General features: G+C 48.6%; 16 protein-coding genes. 3 read left to right on the top strand and 13 right to left on the bottom strand.

From position 1 onward, the window contains the following. Positions 1 to 6 precede the first annotated feature (6 nt). The 13 genes from KNO69_RS01910 to KNO69_RS01850 form a co-directional block, all read right to left on the bottom strand. Positions 7 to 984 (bottom strand): glycosyltransferase family 2 protein, encoded by a 978-nt coding sequence (locus KNO69_RS01910; RefSeq protein WP_214815646.1) that lies wholly within the window; start codon positions 982 to 984, stop codon positions 7 to 9. 14 nt (positions 985 to 998) lie between these two features. Then, a complete protein-coding gene (locus KNO69_RS01905; RefSeq protein WP_214815643.1) occupies positions 999 to 2111 on the bottom strand; it encodes a polysaccharide biosynthesis C-terminal domain-containing protein in 1113 nt (370 codons plus the stop codon). Next, complete coding sequence (locus KNO69_RS01900) at positions 2075 to 3334, bottom strand: ATP-grasp domain-containing protein (RefSeq protein ID WP_251124842.1); 1260 nt, start codon at positions 3332 to 3334, stop codon at positions 2075 to 2077. The genes KNO69_RS01905 and KNO69_RS01900 overlap by 37 nt, the downstream gene beginning before the upstream one ends. Then, on the bottom strand, positions 3243 to 4520 hold the full coding sequence (locus KNO69_RS01895) for a glycosyltransferase family 4 protein (RefSeq protein WP_214815639.1): 1278 nt from the start codon (positions 4518 to 4520) through the stop codon (positions 3243 to 3245). The genes KNO69_RS01900 and KNO69_RS01895 overlap by 92 nt, the downstream gene beginning before the upstream one ends. Next, complete coding sequence (locus tag KNO69_RS01890) at positions 4484 to 5527, bottom strand: polysaccharide biosynthesis protein (protein WP_012727238.1); 1044 nt, start codon at positions 5525 to 5527, stop codon at positions 4484 to 4486. Before KNO69_RS01890 ends, KNO69_RS01895 begins: the two co-directional genes overlap by 37 nt. A gap of 106 nt (positions 5528 to 5633) precedes the next feature. Beyond that, complete coding sequence (locus KNO69_RS01885) at positions 5634 to 6272, bottom strand: sugar transferase (RefSeq protein WP_214815636.1); 639 nt, start codon at positions 6270 to 6272, stop codon at positions 5634 to 5636. A gap of 3 nt (positions 6273 to 6275) precedes the next feature. Then, a complete protein-coding gene (gene wecB / locus KNO69_RS01880) occupies positions 6276 to 7427 on the bottom strand; it encodes a non-hydrolyzing UDP-N-acetylglucosamine 2-epimerase (protein ID WP_214815633.1) in 1152 nt (383 codons plus the stop codon). A gap of 11 nt (positions 7428 to 7438) precedes the next feature. Beyond that, on the bottom strand, positions 7439 to 9001 hold the full coding sequence (locus KNO69_RS01875) for an oligosaccharide flippase family protein (protein WP_074035903.1): 1563 nt from the start codon (positions 8999 to 9001) through the stop codon (positions 7439 to 7441). Between the two features lie 18 nt (positions 9002 to 9019). Further along, on the bottom strand, positions 9020 to 10066 hold the full coding sequence (locus KNO69_RS01870) for an EpsG family protein (RefSeq protein ID WP_214815630.1): 1047 nt from the start codon (positions 10064 to 10066) through the stop codon (positions 9020 to 9022). A gap of 15 nt (positions 10067 to 10081) precedes the next feature. After that, positions 10082 to 11008: a glycosyltransferase family 2 protein gene (locus tag KNO69_RS01865; protein ID WP_214815627.1), complete on the bottom strand. Its 927-nt coding sequence runs from the start codon at positions 11006 to 11008 to the stop codon at positions 10082 to 10084. Next, complete coding sequence (locus KNO69_RS01860; RefSeq protein WP_214815624.1) at positions 11005 to 12219, bottom strand: glycosyltransferase; 1215 nt, start codon at positions 12217 to 12219, stop codon at positions 11005 to 11007. Before KNO69_RS01860 ends, KNO69_RS01865 begins: the two co-directional genes overlap by 4 nt. A gap of 10 nt (positions 12220 to 12229) precedes the next feature. Then, positions 12230 to 12928, bottom strand: a complete 699-nt coding sequence (locus KNO69_RS01855; protein ID WP_214815621.1) for a CpsD/CapB family tyrosine-protein kinase — start codon at positions 12926 to 12928, stop codon at positions 12230 to 12232. After that, positions 12894 to 13652, bottom strand: a complete 759-nt coding sequence (locus KNO69_RS01850) for a YveK family protein (RefSeq protein ID WP_078147569.1) — start codon at positions 13650 to 13652, stop codon at positions 12894 to 12896. The genes KNO69_RS01855 and KNO69_RS01850 overlap by 35 nt, the downstream gene beginning before the upstream one ends. Before the next feature lie 505 nt (positions 13653 to 14157). On the opposite strand from KNO69_RS01850, the gene KNO69_RS01845 reads away from it, so the two are divergent. Genes KNO69_RS01845 through KNO69_RS01835 form a run of 3 tightly spaced genes read left to right on the top strand, consistent with a single transcriptional unit; the run spans position 14158 to position 17744 of the window. Then, entirely contained in the window at positions 14158 to 15225 is a 1068-nt protein-coding gene (locus tag KNO69_RS01845; RefSeq protein ID WP_214815618.1) for a glycosyl hydrolase lipoprotein, read from the top strand. Continuing rightward, complete coding sequence (locus KNO69_RS01840; protein ID WP_214815615.1) at positions 15206 to 16063, top strand: GGDEF domain-containing protein; 858 nt, start codon at positions 15206 to 15208, stop codon at positions 16061 to 16063. The genes KNO69_RS01845 and KNO69_RS01840 overlap by 20 nt, the downstream gene beginning before the upstream one ends. Then, a complete protein-coding gene (locus tag KNO69_RS01835; RefSeq protein ID WP_214815612.1) occupies positions 16053 to 17744 on the top strand; it encodes a DUF2334 domain-containing protein in 1692 nt (563 codons plus the stop codon). The genes KNO69_RS01840 and KNO69_RS01835 overlap by 11 nt, the downstream gene beginning before the upstream one ends.

Genomic DNA, 17744 nt, shown 5'->3' with positions numbered 1-17744 from the left:
TTTCGTTCACACGAATGCCCGATTTCGTATTTTAATCAGCCACTCCGTTAAATGTGGCTGTTTGATCATTAGGTAAGGTCGGATTCGATCGATTCCGACGAATCGATCGAGATACGCGTCATATCGAGTAGAACGTAACGCATCATACTCTCCTTTCAATCGGTGGAGCCCCACTTCAAAGGAAATCCGGGACAACTCCAGCTCCTGATGATATTTCCCATCTGTATAGGCATCAAATAAGTTGATGAAACGAATGAACTCCTCATGTCGCTTCACGTCACGTTCGACATTCCCCTCGTTCCAAATGGTCGTCGCCGACCCTTCGACCTCATAGCGATAGACACTCATCACTTCCGGCATGTAGTAGGCGTATCCCCTGCTCGTGATATACAAGCGAATCGATGCATCTCGCGCCGGCGTCTCTTCGAGCCATCGCGAAGCGTCATGGAAATCGTTCACATACAACATGGACATCGTGGGAACGAACCCGAGTAACTGTAACTCTCCGGCGTCATACGTCCGGGGCACGGATGAGGCGAGCTTTCGATTTTCCGGCATCCATGGAATGACGTGCCAGTTCGTGTGAAGCTTCCCACCTGTCTCAACGTACGCATCGTGGAAACAAAGTGTACAGTCCGGATTAGCTTCCATATAGTCGACTTGTTTTTGCAGTTTGTACGGGTCGGTCCAGTAATCATCGCCCTCACAAACCGCGATGTATTTGCCGCGTGCCCGCTCCTCGTTCAACCGACCGATGAACACGCCTTTTGAATATTGATTCTCCGTCTGATAGATGACGTTGAATTTTTCAGGATATTTCTGAACGTATTCCCGGATGATGTCTCCCGTCCGATCCGTCGAGGCGTCATCATGGATCAGAATCTCGACCTCGAAGTTCGTGCGCTGTGACAAAAAGCCTTCAATCGCCTGAGCGATGTACTTCTCGTGATTGTATGTGATGCAGTTGATGCTCACCATGACCATGATGAATCCCTCCTTTATGAGACTTCCGCGTCTTGTGCGACAGTGGCTCGATAGGTGTCCGGTTGACTCGCATCGAACGGCTCGTTCACCCACATCACCGTCACTAAATCTTTCACGCCCGTGTTTTCGATATGGTGAACGTAACCTGGCGGAATCTCGATGACTTCAAGCTGTTCTTCACTGACATGGAACGAGATGATTTGATCTTGGTTCATCAACCGGAGCCGAATCACGCCTTCACCGCTGACGACGATGAACTGTTCATGTTTCGACTCATGCCAGTGCTCCCCTTTTGTGATTCCAGGTTTGGCCACGTTGACGGAGACTTGACCACGGTCGGGCGTCTTGAACAGTTCTGTAAACGATCCCCGCACGTCCTGATGCATCAAGAGAGGCGTGACCATCCGTTCTTTCGGCAAGTAACTTAAGTACGTGCTGTACAGCTTTTTTGTAAAAGGATCCGATACATCCGGTACTCCTCTAGCCATTCGGACAGCTTCGAACGATTCAATCATTCGGGCAAGGTCGAATAATGTGATTTGGTGTGTCGTGACATCTGGATTGGTGCTCTCTGTTTTATGCAACGCCCTTAAAAACGATGCGACGACGTCATCGACATGGGCGAGCGTCAACACGTGATTGGGATGTGTGACCGTGATCTCCTCTCCTCGTGCAATCTGATAACAAAACGTCGTGACCGCACTGTTATAGAAAGGTCGCCCCCATTTGCCGAACAGGTTCGGGAGCCGATATATGTGAACCGGTGCCCCGCTCCGTTGACCGTACAGCCGCAAAATGTCCTCCGCTTCTCGTTTACTGTTTCCGTAAGGATTGTCTTGAGTCGCTTGAATCGATGAGGCGAAAAAGACGGGGACCGGATTATAGGACAGCAATTCGGTTGCAATCGCCTCGGTCAAGTCGACGTTTCCCGTCGTGAATTCTTCGACTCGTTCGGGACGGTTCACTCCGGCCACATGATAGACGGCGTCCGCTCGACGCAGATAGTGGCTTCGTTCCATGGATGAGGTCGAACGGGTGATCGGGAGGACGAGATGCCCAGCCCGCTCCAAGGCGTGAACGAGGTGTCTGCCTAAAAAACCGTTCGCACCGGTGACGACGATGTCCATGATTCTCCCTCCGTTTCTTCGGTCGACTTGATGTGTAAGGTCAGCCATCGCTCGGGATGTTCGACGAGTCGAAGCATCGTCTCGACGTCTTCAAATTCTAGAATCAAACTACCGAGTGCTTGATTTGCCCCTTCGAAGCGCGGGACCACATCTCCGACGTTATAATAGATGTTCGCTTGTCGAATCGTATATGCGTCTTCATCGAAATGGACGCCCATGAATCGCCCCGTTTCTTGACTGCCGATGATGAAATAGGCAGACGGTACGGTCACTGGTTTCATCTCGATCGTCACCGGCATCCCGAGTGCGACATCAATCGTCGCCTGAACCAAGTCGACGCCTGTCGCTTGTTCGATGATTTGTGGGATGTAATTCCCTCCGTTCCGTGGACCGATATCCATCAGATAGACGTCTTCTCCTTTGACGAAGATGTCGAAGTTGAACGCCCCTTGCTTGAAGCCGACTTCAGTCAACATGCGTTGCAACGTCTGATGGACTCGCTCAAGCACGTGAGGCGGATGCACACTCGGAAAACTCGCACTGATCGGGGCGAACGGGTTGACTCCGTTCACATTGAAGTGTCCGTTTCCAAAACAACGAAACACCAACTCCCCGTCGACGACAAACCCATCACCACCTATTTGATAGCCGTCTCGCGTGATAAACTCCTCCACGATCACTTCCTGATTAAACGACATCGCAAAGGCGGATCGTAGCTGAACACGAAGCTGCTCGTCAGTCCCATTTTTACGACTCCACTTGCTGATTCCTTTACTCCCAGAGGCGTCGGCCGGTTTGATGATATATTCACCTGCTCGCTCCCGTAACGTGTCGATCGCCGTTTCCAGTTCAGTGAACGCAAAGGCTTCCGGGACGGCAAAGTCATGTCGCTGTAGGAATGTTCGAAACTTCGCTTTCTTCGTCAACGTTTCGACCGTTTCAAGCGAGTTCGTCGCCAATCCGAGTACCTCTCCGACATAGGCGGCCGTTCGCGCCGCCGGATCAGAGGCATAGGCGACAATCCCATCGATGCCTTCCTCTCTCGCGATGGCGAGGACCGCCTCCCGATCAAGGGTGCTCGTACAGTAATAGCAATCGGCCACGAGTCGACCTGGATTATCCGGTAAATAGTCACAGAGAACGGTGAATATCCCTTGTTGTTTCGCTTTTTGGATGATGGGAACTTGATGCATCGCTCCCCCGAGCAACAGCAGCTTCAGCATGGTGAGAATCTCCTTTGCGATAGAGTGGTTGGAGTAAGTCGACGTAGACGGCAGCCGTGTTGGCGTTCAGTCGTGGCGTCACGAGTTCTTTCGATTGCTGTCCGTGAGCTGTCAATCGTTCGGGATGGTCGAGATAGTGTTTCAGTTCGGTCACGAGTGACGCCACGTTCGGTTCACACTTGTAACAGTTGATTCCTTCGTGAAGATGGCGCGCAACGTTGTTGACGTCATGGCTGACGACGATACCCATCCCAGACGCACAGGCTTCAATGATGCTGATGTTCCCGTTCGAATAAGTCGCCGGCAGCACGAGAATATCTGAACTCCGGTAAACGAAATTCAATCCGTCCCACGACTCGATTTCGTCAAGGAACGTGACGTCCTTCAACTGCTCGTCCTCGATATATCGTCGACATGCATCCGCGAGGTGACCGTCTCGATTGAGCGACATGGAAAGGTTCGGATATTCTTCTTTCAAGATTCGATACGCCTCCAAGGCGACGAGTGGTTGATAACGTTCAATTAAGCGATTGGCAAATAACAGATGAATCGGGTCATTTGGTCCTTTCTGACGCAATGGGTGCGACATATGCGTCTCGATATCAATCGGATAGGGTGCCGAGACGACTCGTTTGGAAGAGAAGCCTAGTTCCTTGATAAATTGATCGCGTGCGACGTTTCCCATTCCGAAAATCAAATCGGCCCGCTTGAACAGTCGATGAATCCGCGTCGTCTTTTGCAAGCCGTTCTCTCTTGTCAATAACGTCGATTCGCCGCTGGTCTCGCCCCGTACGTTTCGAATCGGTTCACTCATGACGACGACGCGCACCCCGAACAGTTTGACGATTTGTAAGAGCAGGGCATGGAACGGGGTGAAGCCGGCTAGCAGCAAGATATGTGGTCGAAATCGGATAAGTTGGAGAAAGACATCGAGTGACAGATAGTTCGTCTTTTTCGAGAAATAGGATCCTCTCAAGACGCGACAGCGTTTACCTAGTGGGATAATCCACCAGTCAGGTCGCTGATCGGTGATTTGTTTATAAAACCAAAACTCGGTATCAACGTGCTCTTGAAGCACGTCAGCGAATTTTACTTGATACGGGGAAGCGATGTTGGATAAGAAGACGAGTCGTTGTCTGGTCATCACGCTCACCCGATCCGTTTCGCGGAAGCGGGAATCGTCCATTTCGCGAGTTCTTCCTGAATGTAAGGTAACGTCAACAAGAGTTCCTTCACTTCCTCCACATCGAGCTGTCTCGTATTGTTCGAGTTGTACTCACCTTGAGCCGTCAGTTCCTGGCTGCCTTCACTGAAGTACTTCTCGTAGTTCAAGTCTCGATTGTCGGCCGGGACGCGGAAGAATCCACCCATGTCTTCGGAGACGACTTTTTCTTCCCGGGTCATCAACGTCTCGAACGCTTTCTCGCCGTGGCGGGTCCCGATGACTTTGATGGGAAGATCGACCCCGAACAGTTGCTTCACGGCTTCGGCGAGTACACCGATTGTCGAGGCAGGTGATTTTTGGACCATGATGTCACCGGCATGCGCATGATGGAATGCGAAGACGACGAGCTCGACCGCATCGGCCAGACTCATCAAGAAACGCGTCATGAGCGGATCGGTCACGGTGAGCGGTTCCCCTTTTTTGATTTGCTCCACGAATAATGGGATGACCGACCCACGCGAGGCCATCACGTTCCCGTAACGGGTCCCGCAGATGAGCGTGCGGTCTGGCCCGACCGCACGGGCCTTGGCGACGAAGACTTTTTCCATCATCGCTTTGGAGATTCCCATCGCATTGATCGGGTAGGCCGCCTTATCCGTCGAGAGACAGATGACCTTCTCCACACCCGCTTCAACGGCTGCATTCAAGACGTTTTCCGTACCGAGAATATTCGTCTTCACCGCTTCGATTGGGAAAAACTCACACGAGGGAACTTGCTTCAGTGCCGCCGCATGGAAGACGTAATCGACGCCGTACATGGCATTTTTGACGCTGTTCGGGTCCCTTACATCACCAATGTAGAATTTTAACTTGTCATGATGATAGCGATTGCGAATGTCTTCTTGTTTCTTCTCATCCCGTGAAAAGATGCGAATCTCTTTGATGTTCGTATCGAGGAATCGCTCCATCACGGCATTGCCGAACGATCCCGTCCCACCCGTGATGAGCAATGTTTTGTTGGAAAACATAAGAAGGCTCCTTTCGTAGATGTCTAGTCTCAGATGTAGGAAGAGCGGTATGTCATCATTTACCCGGTTGGTCTCACTTAAATTGGTAACTTAATGGAAACCGTTATCATTTTTTCGCAACATGCATCATCTTCTTTTCTTCAGACGACGGGCTCGGTGGGGGTGCCCCTTCCACGATTCCTTCCCGGAGCAAGACGTTCCGAACGGTCAAGGCGATACAGCGCAGATCGAACCAAAAGCTCATCTGGCGCACGTACTCCCCGTCGAGTTTCGCCTTCACCTCAATCGGAAGCTCATCTCGACCCTTCACCTGTGCCCATCCGGTCAGCCCCGGCAGCGCTTCCGTCGCACCCACTTGTCGACGGGCCTCGACCAAGTCGTCTTGGTTCCACAGTGCGGGTCTCGGTCCGACGATGGCCATCTCGCCTTTTAAAATGTTCACGAGCTGTGGCAATTCATCGAGACTCGTCTTGCGAAGAAACGCCCCGACGCGCGTGATATGTTTCGTGGAGTCGTTAAACAGATGTGTCGGGACATCGTTCGGGGTGTCCTGATGCATCGTCCGGAACTTATACATCCAAAAACGTGTCTCCCGTAACCCGATGCGCTCCTGTTTGAAGAAGATGGGACCCCTCGAATCAATTTTGATCAAGAGGGCGATGAGGAGCAGGAACGGTGCGAGAAGAAGGAGCGCCACTCCGCTGAGCGTCCCGTCGAAGATTCGCTTGAACGTCATATAGTCCATGGCTCACACCTCTTTCTTCTCGGTCGACACCGTATGTTGCTTCCACACTTCTCGCATCACATAGTCCGTGTAGGACAACAAGATGCGGAGCACCTTATCGGAGACGTTCGGCATGGCGTAATCGTTCACGAGTCGCATCGGACCTTCCGTCTCTTCTAAGATTTGAAGCGCCTGAAGCACTCGCTCCCGCTTCAATCCGACCATCATTGCCGCCCCTTCTTCCATCGCCTCCGGACGCTCATGCGCTTGTCGGATATTCAACCCTTTGATCCCAAGAATCGAGCTCTCTTCACTGATGGTACCGCTGTCCGACAACACGGCCTTCGCATGGAGTTGCAGGTGGACGTAGTCACTGAAGCCGAGCGGTTTGAGGGTGCGAATGTTCGGATGGAGACGCACCCCGCTCTCACGAATACGGTTTGCCGTCCGGGGGTGGGTGCTGACGATGAGAGGGAGCTGGTACGTGGTCGCGACCGCATTGAGCGTGTCGACCAGATCGAAAAAGTTCTCATCATCACTGATGTTTTCATCGCGATGGGCCGATACGACGAAATAGGCATCTCGCTCCAAGTCGAGCCGCTCGAGCACGTCTGACCGCTCGATCTTCTCCCGTTGTCGGTGGAGTACCTCGTACATCGGGCTCCCCGTCTTGATGATGCGGTCCGCCGGTAACCCTTCACGAAGTAGATACTCGCGTGCGATATCGCTATAGGTCAGATTGATGTCGGCGATATGGTCGACGATGCGACGATTCGTCTCTTCCGGGACCCGTTCGTCAAAACAACGATTCCCCGCCTCCATATGGAAGATGGGAATGTGATGACGTTTTGCGGCGATGGCTGCGAGACAGCTGTTCGTGTCCCCGAGTAACAAGACCGCGTCCGGACGAACAGATGCGAGCACGGGATCGATGGCGATGAGGATATTCCCGATCGTCGCCATCGGACCATCCGCTGAGGCGTCTAACACATAATCCGGTGTCCGGAGTCCGAAGTCTTCAAAGAAAATCTGATTCAATTCGTAATCATAGTTTTGTCCCGTATGAACGAGCACATGATCGATTGCCTCGGAGGCTTCGAGACGTGCCATCACGGCGGACAATCGAATGATTTCGGGTCTGGTACCAACAATCGTCATGACCTTGAGTCGTTTCATCTTGTTCCCTCCTAGGATGTATGGTGAATGGATAGGATGCGTAGTTTCAATTGAGCGAACACTTGGCGGAACATGGCTTTCTCCGTCTCATCAAATGCGAGTCCCCACATGATTACGGCGTAAATACTGATGAGCACGATTCCCTTCACCCCGAAGCCGAACCAATTCGAGGACGGGAAGAAGAACTGGATCCCCCAGCCGATGAGCGTGTACAGGAGAATACCGGGCAAGAGCTTCAGATGGCACTTGCGGAAAAAGTCGAGGATGTCGAGACCGAGGACCCGATGGTAAATCACGTTCATATAGAAGACGAGTCCGACGATGTTGCCGATACAAATGGCGATGGCCGCACCGATCGGACCAAAGTGTGGAATCAACAGTGGTGAGAGCGTCATACTGATGGCGGCCACGATGAGGGCAGCGAACGCCCGATACTTCACTTTGTTCTCGGCAATGAGTGTCGTATTGCCGATGTCTTGCGTCAACGTGATCACACTCGGTGCAATCAAGAGAAGGGCGATGACGTAGGAGTCGGTGAAGTCTGGTCCGACCCATAGGTGCATGAACTCGCGACCGAGGATGAAGAACGAGGCGAGGATGAGTCCGACGATATACAGTTGAATCCGACCGATACGGACGAAGAGGTAGCCGATGGCCTCACGATCGTTTCGGGACAACATTCGACTGACCTTCGGAAGGAATAAGTAACCGAGCGAGGCCGCGATGGTCCAGACATACCCTTCGATGACCATCCCGACGGAAAAGAGGGCAATCGAGGCACTGCCTGCTAGAATCCCCAGTAGGCTCGGGGTGATGTTCAACACGAAGCGTTGGGCGACGAGCGTGATCGTGCTCCAGGACGTGAAGCTAAAGATGTCCCGATATATCCCTTTCTCTCGATTCTGAAAGTTGGCGCGGACGAGAGTCTTGCGCCGAATGAAGACGTACTCGATGAGTAAGACGATTGTGCCTACCAGCGCATTGACGATGACGAGGGCATACAACCCATAGCCGAGAAGAAGCGCGGTGACCATCAAAGCGACCGTCCCGACCTTCTCAGCGAGATGCAGGGCACTCGAGAAGAGGAATTGTTCATGGGATACGAGAATGCCAGAGAATGGCTTCGTCGGGAACGAGACGACGATGAACAGTCCCGCGATCACATAGAGGACTTTCAACTGTTCGAGCTCGGTCGCCGTCAAACTCGAGTAAATCGAGTCCAAGAAGAAGTAGACGACGGTGAGGATGAGGAAGAGGACGAGTGAGATGGCGATGAACAGTTTATAGGCGATGCCTAAAAATCGTCCTGCCCGCTCGTGGTCCCCCTCCGCCATATACTTGCTCATGAATCGTGAGACGGCCGCATCGAGCCCGAAGTCCATCGCGAACATACTGATGAGCGAGATGGTCAGCATATACAACCCGTAACTCGCCTGCCCGATCTCATGAATCATCCACGGCGTATAGATGAGACCGGATAAGATGCCGAAAAAGATTTGCGTGTAGGACATGACCGCCCCGATCTTGATTTTGCGGTTACTGGCTGCCTCGTCTAGCGTCATGCGTGTCGACATATGCTTCACCTCCTCGTGTTACCAAAAGAACGAATACACCGGCGCTTCGCGAATGAACAAGAGACCGAGCAACATGACCGCCGAGTAATAGACGACGAGTCGTTCCCGCCGCTCGAACGTGCCGACAATCTCCGGAATCATCAACAGCAGGAAGAGCGAGAAGTATTGGACGAGCCTCATCATGGATGGGTTCAAGAACGTCAACGGCAAGAGACAGGCTGCGAGTAACAACGCGTTGAAGAAATGGATGGCAGATGGATTTTTCGCTAGAATTTGATCTTTTCGCCATAATGCTACGAAGAGGACGGAGAGCAACATCAGACTGAAGTTGACCGCCCCGGCGCCGTCCATGGCGCTGTACGTATCGTAACCAGACATTTGGACGAGCAGGTCGAAGAATGGATTCCGAAAGACGAACAATCCGACGATGACCCCGAACATGGTCATCAAATACGCTTTGGTCAGTTGCTTGTTCGCTATAAAGTAGAACGGGACGAAGATGAGCGAGGATTTATGAATCGTCATGGCGATGCATACGAGCAGAAGGAACCAGCCCAACTTCCGCGCCCGCACGAAATGGTATCCGACGAGCACGACGAGCGCGGTCGCCACTGTTTGGCGTAAGCCGGTGACGGCGAAGAATTCGTAGAAGAGGACCGAAAAGAGCAAGAAACTGATGAGCGGTTCGCTCGAGTATTTGTAGATGAAATAGCCGAGTGGGATCATGAAAATCATCGCGATGAGCACGAGATACACTTGATAGTCCGTAATCACATACTGGATGAGACGTTGGAACAGGTAGAAACCCGGGTCCTCGCTCTCCGTGAAGACGATTTCAAAGAAGCGGTCAGTGAACGCACCGAGCGGTAACGTTTGCGACTGAAGGAAGAGTGCCTTGTACTGTGCGGTATCTGCCCCGACGGTGACGTCTCGGAAGCCTGACAAGACGATCCATTGAATCGTGGCGAAAGATACGAACCAAGCACGGCGACTCGGAATCTCGTGACGAATCAACAACAGTCCCCAACCGACCAACAGCGCCATATTGACTAAATAGATCGTCATCTCAACCCCTCCTTTCTAGCGATAAATCAGATTGGTCATCCCTCGATATAGAGACAGCAGGTTTGAAAACAGGATACCGTTCCAGCGAAGCCACCGATATTCCAGCGGTCCAAAGTAACGATTCACATCATGTGTCGTTAAGTACTGTTCCCGTACGTCCACCGCATTTTCTTTAAACGTGTGCTTCAGAATGATGGCGGTCAATTCCTCTCCGTTATCACGCACCTCGACGTCCTGGAGTAGCCGCTTCAGATAGCGATTCGATTCCATCGTGGCTCGATGTGCGATTTTTTTCGTCTGTTGCTCGCCGTGAATCCGTGAATAGACGAGCGGCTCACGCATCACGTAAAAGTCGAACCCATCGAGCGCCAACTCGACCCAGCAGATCCAGTCTTGAATGAAGCGGTCCTCTAACGAAAAACGCCGATGTTCGAACGCTCGTCGCGGAATCAAGAGCGCGCATCCGTTCAAAGTCGAGGACAACAGCAAGTGACGGAACATGTCCTGACTCGAATAGAATCCGCTCACTTTCCGTTGCACCCGTCGGATCGCCTCCCCATTTTCGTCAATGAACGCCGTCCCTGTGACGACGATTGTCTGGTTCATCGGGAGATGTTGCTCGTGCAATGCGGCGAGCTGTCGTTCGATCTTTGTCGGTGCGTACACGTCATCGTGACTGAGCCAGGAGAAATAGTCTCCGTTCATCTCTTCAATCCCACGATTCAACGCACTCGAGACGCCCCCATTCTTCTTTTCCACGTAGCGAATTCGCTTGCCGTAACTTGTCGCAATCGCCGCCGTTTTCCCGTCATCAGTCGAACCGTCGTTGACGACGATCACTTCAATCGAAGGATGCGTCTGAGCCAAGGCGCTGTCGATACATGTCCGTAAATAATCGCTCCCGTTATAGACGGGGATGATGATGGATACGAGTGGTGTCATAAAGCGTTCCTCACTTTCTCGGTTTGCAGCTCCTCGTACACGTGCAGGTAATCCTGTGCCCGGTCGAATAAGTCGAACCGTTGACGCGCTTCGTTCGCACAAGCGATTCGTGAGATCGAGGCGTGATGGAGACGATCGAGCCCGTCCATCACATCGTTGACCGATCGCGTGGCGACGACGACGCCGGTTCGTTCGGTCACGAGTTCCGGACTGGCCGTGGAATCGAGGACGAGGACTGGCGTGCCACAGGCGAGTGCCTCTGCCGTCACATTTCCAAATGATTCTTCCTCTGACAGGTTCAACAAGACGTCTGCCGCGGCATAGTACGAAGACAATTCGCTCGGGTCATGTGTCTCTTGAATGTGAAGCACATTCGCCGGCAGATCATGTTGTTCTGGCATCTGTCCGACTAAGACGATTTGGTCGGACGGTCTGGCCTTGGCCAACTCTATGAATGCAGACAGTCCTTTCGCCTCGGTCCAATGGCTTGCCACCCCGAGAAGAATGTGTTGTCCCGTCAACCCGAGGCGTGCCCGAAGTGGGCCTGGCTCTTTCGGCATGAACGTCTCCAAATCGACCCAGTTGTGGATGCGACGAATGATGGACGCATGTTGCAAAATCGAGAAGTGGGCTTCCATCGTGATCCAATCCGACACTCCGACTACTGCCAAGCGTGGGATGGCATCGAACCATTGTCGCTTGTCCGCCAACATCTCGCCGGTCCGGTCTAAAAACCAGCTCGGGATGTCTTCTTTTAAGAGCGGGCATCGTCCACATCCGTCCTTCCAGCGCTCACACCCGACTGCCGTGTAGTGCGTACATTTCCCGGTGAATAGCCAGCAGTCGTGAAGCGTCATGACGGTGGCAATGTCCTGCTTCGCCAAATACTCAAACAGCGTCTGGAGATGAAGGTAATTGGCGTGTAGATTATGAAGGTGAACCACGTCCGGCCGGAAGCTGTCCATGAAGGCGATTAAGTCAGCAGTCGACCGTTTGGACGTATAACCTTGACGCCCCGTCACGCGGGCATGGAGGGCATGCCGTTTCGTTTCCCACGCCTGACCAACCACCACACTTTTCTCGGTCACTGGTCCGGTCGCATGGGCGATTCGGACTTGGTGTCCATAAGAGGCATGAACGGATGCGAGCTCTTTACACATCCGACCGGTGCTTTTCACTTCGTTGATGGCATTGATGTGAAGAATATTCATGTCCGACACCTCACTCGTATGCGTAGTAAGTGTTCGTATTACGAGAAGAACGCTTGTTGAGCACGAGTCCGAGAAGTTGTGACCCGGTCCGTTCAAGTTGTTCTTTCGCCTTCAGGACGAGCTGACGATCTGAGTTCTCGCAGCCGATCACGAGAATCGTCCCGTCGGATACGTTGGCCAACAGTCGAGCATCGGCGACGTGCATCATCGGAGGCGTATCGACGATCACGATGTCAAACTGCTCACGCAAATCACTGAGGAGGTCCGTCATGCGTGACGAGGCAATCAACTCGGTCGGATTCGGTGGGATTGGACCGGCCGCAAGCAAAGTCAGGCGCGGGATATCCGTTTTTTGAAGCGCATGTTCGAGGGTGACCCGACCGGCCAATACGGTAGATAGTCCCGCATGGGCTGACAACTGGAACGTTTGGTGTGCCGTCGGTTTACGCATATCACAATCGATGATGACGACATTTTTTCCGAGTTGCGCATAGACGACCCCTAGGTTCGCCGCCGTGGTCGACTTCCCTTCCCCAGACGAGGCGGAGGTGATGGTGATCATCTGTAATTTATGACCGACGGACGTGAACTCCAGATTGGTTCGAATCGTCCGATATTGTTCAGAGATCGGTGACTTCGGATTCGCCAACGTGACGAGATCCCGTTTTTTATAATCAAGACGATTGGCGTTCTTTTTTCGACCGAACATGCGAAACGTCTCCTTTCACTTGGGGTGTCGCTTCCTTCACATTTTTCGTTTTCAAATCCCGACGTTCGATTGTCGGAATCGACCCGATGACCGGCAAGTCCAGCAACCGTTCCGCTTCTTGCTCGTTCCGAATGCGTTTATCAAAGACGTGGCGTAACAGACCGATGAATCCACCTAGCAGGAATCCGGCGAATAGACCGATCGCCGTGTTGAGTAGCACGTTCGGCGAGACCGGCGCCTCCGGAATTTCGGCTGGAGATAAAATTCGAACGTTGTCGATGTTCATCAGATCCGGGATTTCAGAAACGAACACTTCACTGATCACATTGGCCGTTTCCGCCGCCACGACGGGGTCGTTCGCGGTGACGAACACATTGATGACTTGCGATTCCTCTTCACTTTCTACGGTGAGCGCATCTGAGAGCGGGTCTGGTGCGTTCGGCACCTGTTCTTTTACTTTCTCAAGAACAGCCGGACTCTTCATGATGACGCGATACGTATTGACAAGTGAGAGCGAGGATAACACTTCCGAACTGTCTACGCGGTTGTCTTCTTGTTGTGTAACGAGTAGAACTTGTGTGGACGCCTCATATTTCGGCTGGATGAATGAAGTGCTCACATAGTAAGCCAGGAGTCCGACGAGAACCATACTCACGAACATCCACTTCTTACTTTTCTTGAGAACTTCCACGAGATCGCCCACGATCGTCGTTTGTTCCTTCATGTTGGTTTCCTCCCTACAGACAGATTAAATGACCGAAATCAGGCGCAGGTTAACTGTAGTACCTTCTTACCCCCTTCATCTTGATAATTGGAAAGAAGGATTTATCATTTTTTCGCAACATCATGTCATGATGCCGTTCCGCTTTCTTCTTTTTCGTTGCAGTCATGAAGACAAAACAAAAAAGTGAGGGTTAGCCCCTCACTTTTTAAATTCATCGCTGATACGACATACGTGATGTAATTATCTTCTTTGTATGAAATACTATGTCAAAGGGACGAAATTCCAATGAGTACTCATTCTTTGTTTTCTTACTTAAAACTGATGGAAGACCTGCCGATATCCAATATAATCATCGACCATTAATATTTTTATGAAAATAATATTCAAATACCTAAAAAAGACATATATTAAATTATCTCATCCATTTAAGTGTATATATCCATCAATAAAATGGGTAATTTACATTTATAGTATGATGCTATTTTATTTTTATAAGGGGCTATCTATGCGACAACTCGTTTTTCTTTCAACAGCATTATTTTTAACTTTGACTGGATGTTCCAATGAAAATCCGCCTTTAAAGTCATATGAGAGTAAATTTGCAACGGAATCATTCGTTCGAAAACATTTATTGACCGAAGAAGGGCTCATTCGAACAAATATCACGGATCGACAACATGAATTTTTATCTGAATCTCTCGGTCTTTATTTACTTTTTTTAGTAAACCAAAAACGTAAAGACGAATTCGATAATCAAATTAATATTTTTAAACGCAATTTTCTAGATGAATCCGATTTAGTCAGTTGGCGTCTTGAACAAACAGGTGATGCCATCATAGCAAGCCCAGTAAACGCTTGGATTGATGATGCACGGATCATTCATGCATTATCGAAAGCAGCAGAAGTGTTTAACGAACCTTCCTATGCAAAGTTAGCAGAAAAAATCTCAACATCCCTCGCAACTAAAGGAGTGAAAAACGGCCTTCCCGTAGACTATGTTGATTTAACAACGAATGAGACCGGGGATGTCTTGACACTTAGTTACTTAGATGAAGCAGCTTTACGCTATATGCCTTCTTCGAATCATTTATATCTTAATAGCAAACACCTTCTCGAAGAAGCACCTTTGCAAGGGCCTTTTTTCGCCAAGTCATATTCGATATCTGATCAAAAGTACCACTTCGATGATGAAATCAACATGATTGACCAACTTTATGTTGCCATTCGATATGAACAATTCAATCTGGAAACTGACGTTTTTTATAATTTTTTTAAAGAACAGTTCAATCAAGGTCTCATTTACGGGCGATACGATCTTGACTCTAAAGAACCTGCTGTAAACTATGAATCGCAGGCCGTATACGCATTAGCTATTTTTTATTTACTCGAACGGGACGAAAGGGAATTTGCTGAGACAATTATGGAACATTTAAAGACGTTTATGATTTCCGATTCGTCATCCGAATACTACGGTGGATACATTGACGTATCGAACAAAGAAACTCATTCGTTTGATAATTTATTACCTTTACTAGCAGAAGGAGGACTTTTAGATGGATACCTCATTCCGTAAAAAGAATCTTATTAATTTTTATATAGGTTTGTTATTAATTGCGGTCGTTTTATTTTATCTTTTCATCCCCGATTTAGGAGACGTACAAAGTGAAGGATTGATTCTGATTGCAGTTGCCTTGTTTGTTAGTTTATTCACAGGTTTACGTGCGGGATTATTTACTGCTCTAATCATTTTATTTCTATTTGGTAGTCTCTATTTCTGGAATGTTGTATTCCGTCCGGCAGACCAAACATTTTTATTTTCAGAAGCTACTTTATTTTATTACGGATTATGGCTACTTGGATTAGTTGTTCTAAGTGGGAACGTCTACGAACAAATTAATCAACTAGTACAGCTTAATTTAGCGTTAAAAGAAAAAGTAAAACGTCTCGTTGCAATTGATGATGAAACGGGTCTTGATAACGAGAGTCGATTCGAACTCGAACTTCAGTTAGAAATCGATCGGACGAATCGTCATGGGGAATCTTTCACCATTCTTTTATACCAAATTGATCATTTTTCTGAATTCAAGAAATTGTATGGTCCTGACGAATCAGTTCGCTTCTTAGAGTTCTTTAGCGAACGATTACATCAGTCCACACGAACAACAGATAAAAAATTCAGACTTTCTACAGAAGAATTCGCACTGATTTTGCCATATGCTTCTGAAGAAAACATGCAAATCATATTAAATCGCTTTAAACATATGATTGGCGATTATGACATTTCAAATGGCAAAACGGTCTCATTTACTAATCATATTGCCCACTATACTGTTACAAAAGAAGCTGGTATTGAATCTCCAGATGAAGTACTTGGATTAATGAGAAATGAGTTGAAGAGCTATGCGCTATAAAGTACTGTTTCTCGTGTTATTCATATTGTTTATCCCACAGCTCACTCACGCAAAAAGTCCTAACGTTACTATTATCTACAGTTCAAAATCAAAAGAAGTACCGTCAGAAGTATATAAACTCGATGCCTTAGTATCGCACTTCACTGAAAATATCGAAATTCTTCGAGATTCGGAAGTCACAATCGATTCTTTAGATGAAACTAGCCATCTTTTTTACTTTGGCTTAAATCCTTCAACAATTCCTTTAGAGACTCGTAAACAAATTAATCAATCGAGCTCTGTAATTTATGGAATTGGATTTAATGTAAATCAACTTGATGCGTTTAAAAACATTAGTACGAAAAAAAAGCAAGGTGTCTCTAAGTTTCATCAAGAACGTACTAATAAGAGTTTGACTTTTGAACTAGCCGACACTGTTTTATCTGTAGAGAATCGAGACCACACCGTACAAGCAAGTTTTATACATCAAGATGTGAAAACACCGATCATAGTTCAATCAGAAAATTATTTTTATTCTGGTATTTATAACTTATTAAATCGCTCTTCTTTACTTGTAGCAGATAGCCTATTTGATTTCTTTAGCGTAGAAGGAAAAAATGAACATTTGGGATATATCAGATTAGAGGATATAAATCCTAGTACAGACCCGTCATTACTCAAGGAAGTAGGAGAATACTTATTGAATCGTGATATCCCACTTATATTAGCTGTCATTACAGTGTATATTGACCCAGAATCACAACAGAATGTCCATTACACAGATCGCCCAGAATTACTTAAAGTAATTAAGGAGCTTGAGCAACGAGGAGCCTCTGTCATCTCTCATGGTTATACTCATCAATATCGTTTTTCTGAAACAGGAGAGGGATTCGAATTTTGGGATGTAGAAAACGATCAACCTGTCCTCGTTGCTGAGAACGAAACCCCTCCAACACTAAAGTTTAGAGAATCATTTAGCAATGAAAAAGATTATCAGATGTATCGTAAAAACATTTTAAATGATCAAGTCTCATACATTAATTCAAAATTAACAAACTCAATTCATGAATTAGTAACGTTAGGACTTCACCCTATAGGATTTGAAGCTCCACACTACACCATGTCACATTCTGGTTATGAGTTAACCGCTAATCAATTTTCAAATATATTCGGACAAATTCAATGGAGTCAAACCGATTGGGAAATAATGGGTTCCACCCCTTATATCTCAAAACCTTCATTATTACATGGGATGACTTTGTACCCTGAAACCATTGGGTATGTAAGAACTGATTTACCAAGACCTGTTGACGAAATGCGTCGGGCTCGCGATGAATTAATGCTTGTTCGAGAATCCATGATTGGAGGATTCTATCACCCGTATATCGGCATGGAGCATTTGGCGGATCTTATAGATATGATGGAATCTACACCTGGCTTCCAGTGGTTAAATTTACGTAATCAAAATGAGTGGGTCCGTACAGAGGATGTGTCAATTCAAACTTCAAACGGAACGATATCTCTTCAAGACAATCGTTCCCCTGTATGGAGTCAGTTAAAATTGCATATGCCAAACTCTTTTCTTGAAAAATCACTTTGGGCTCTAGCGATCATCACGTTTACTGCCGTACTGATGTTTCTAGTCTATACCCTCTATCTTCGCACGCAACGTAAAAAACGATTATTTAAGGAGCGTGGTTAA

The sequence above is a fragment of the Exiguobacterium sp. s131 genome (genome assembly GCF_018617345.1).
In the GTDB taxonomy this organism is placed as follows: domain Bacteria; phylum Bacillota; class Bacilli; order Exiguobacteriales; family Exiguobacteriaceae; genus Exiguobacterium; species Exiguobacterium profundum.
Note: the sequence above shows the minus strand (reverse complement) of the source record. Positions and strands in the feature narration are given on the sequence as shown.

Coding starts and splice junctions, on each gene's coding strand:
- KNO69_RS01835 (WP_214815612.1), top strand. CDS start 16,053: ATGCGCTATAAAGTACTGTTTCTCGTGTTATTCATATTGTTTATCCCA.
- KNO69_RS01905 (WP_214815643.1), bottom strand. CDS start 2,111: ATGGACATCGTCGTCACCGGTGCGAACGGTTTTTTAGGCAGACACCTC.
- KNO69_RS01855 (WP_214815621.1), bottom strand. CDS start 12,928: ATGTTCGGTCGAAAAAAGAACGCCAATCGTCTTGATTATAAAAAACGG.
- KNO69_RS01860 (WP_214815624.1), bottom strand. CDS start 12,219: ATGAATATTCTTCACATCAATGCCATCAACGAAGTGAAAAGCACCGGT.
- KNO69_RS01885 (WP_214815636.1), bottom strand. CDS start 6,272: ATGGACTATATGACGTTCAAGCGAATCTTCGACGGGACGCTCAGCGGA.
- KNO69_RS01870 (WP_214815630.1), bottom strand. CDS start 10,066: ATGACGATCTATTTAGTCAATATGGCGCTGTTGGTCGGTTGGGGACTG.
- KNO69_RS01900 (WP_251124842.1), bottom strand. CDS start 3,334: ATGCTGAAGCTGCTGTTGCTCGGGGGAGCGATGCATCAAGTTCCCATC.
- wecB (WP_214815633.1), bottom strand. CDS start 7,427: ATGAAACGACTCAAGGTCATGACGATTGTTGGTACCAGACCCGAAATC.
- KNO69_RS01840 (WP_214815615.1), top strand. CDS start 15,206: ATGGATACCTCATTCCGTAAAAAGAATCTTATTAATTTTTATATAGGT.
- KNO69_RS01845 (WP_214815618.1), top strand. CDS start 14,158: ATGCGACAACTCGTTTTTCTTTCAACAGCATTATTTTTAACTTTGACT.
- KNO69_RS01895 (WP_214815639.1), bottom strand. CDS start 4,520: ATGGACGATTCCCGCTTCCGCGAAACGGATCGGGTGAGCGTGATGACC.
- KNO69_RS01875 (WP_074035903.1), bottom strand. CDS start 9,001: ATGTCGACACGCATGACGCTAGACGAGGCAGCCAGTAACCGCAAAATC.
- KNO69_RS01850 (WP_078147569.1), bottom strand. CDS start 13,652: ATGAAGGAACAAACGACGATCGTGGGCGATCTCGTGGAAGTTCTCAAG.
- KNO69_RS01910 (WP_214815646.1), bottom strand. CDS start 984: ATGGTCATGGTGAGCATCAACTGCATCACATACAATCACGAGAAGTAC.
- KNO69_RS01890 (WP_012727238.1), bottom strand. CDS start 5,527: ATGTTTTCCAACAAAACATTGCTCATCACGGGTGGGACGGGATCGTTC.
- KNO69_RS01865 (WP_214815627.1), bottom strand. CDS start 11,008: ATGACACCACTCGTATCCATCATCATCCCCGTCTATAACGGGAGCGAT.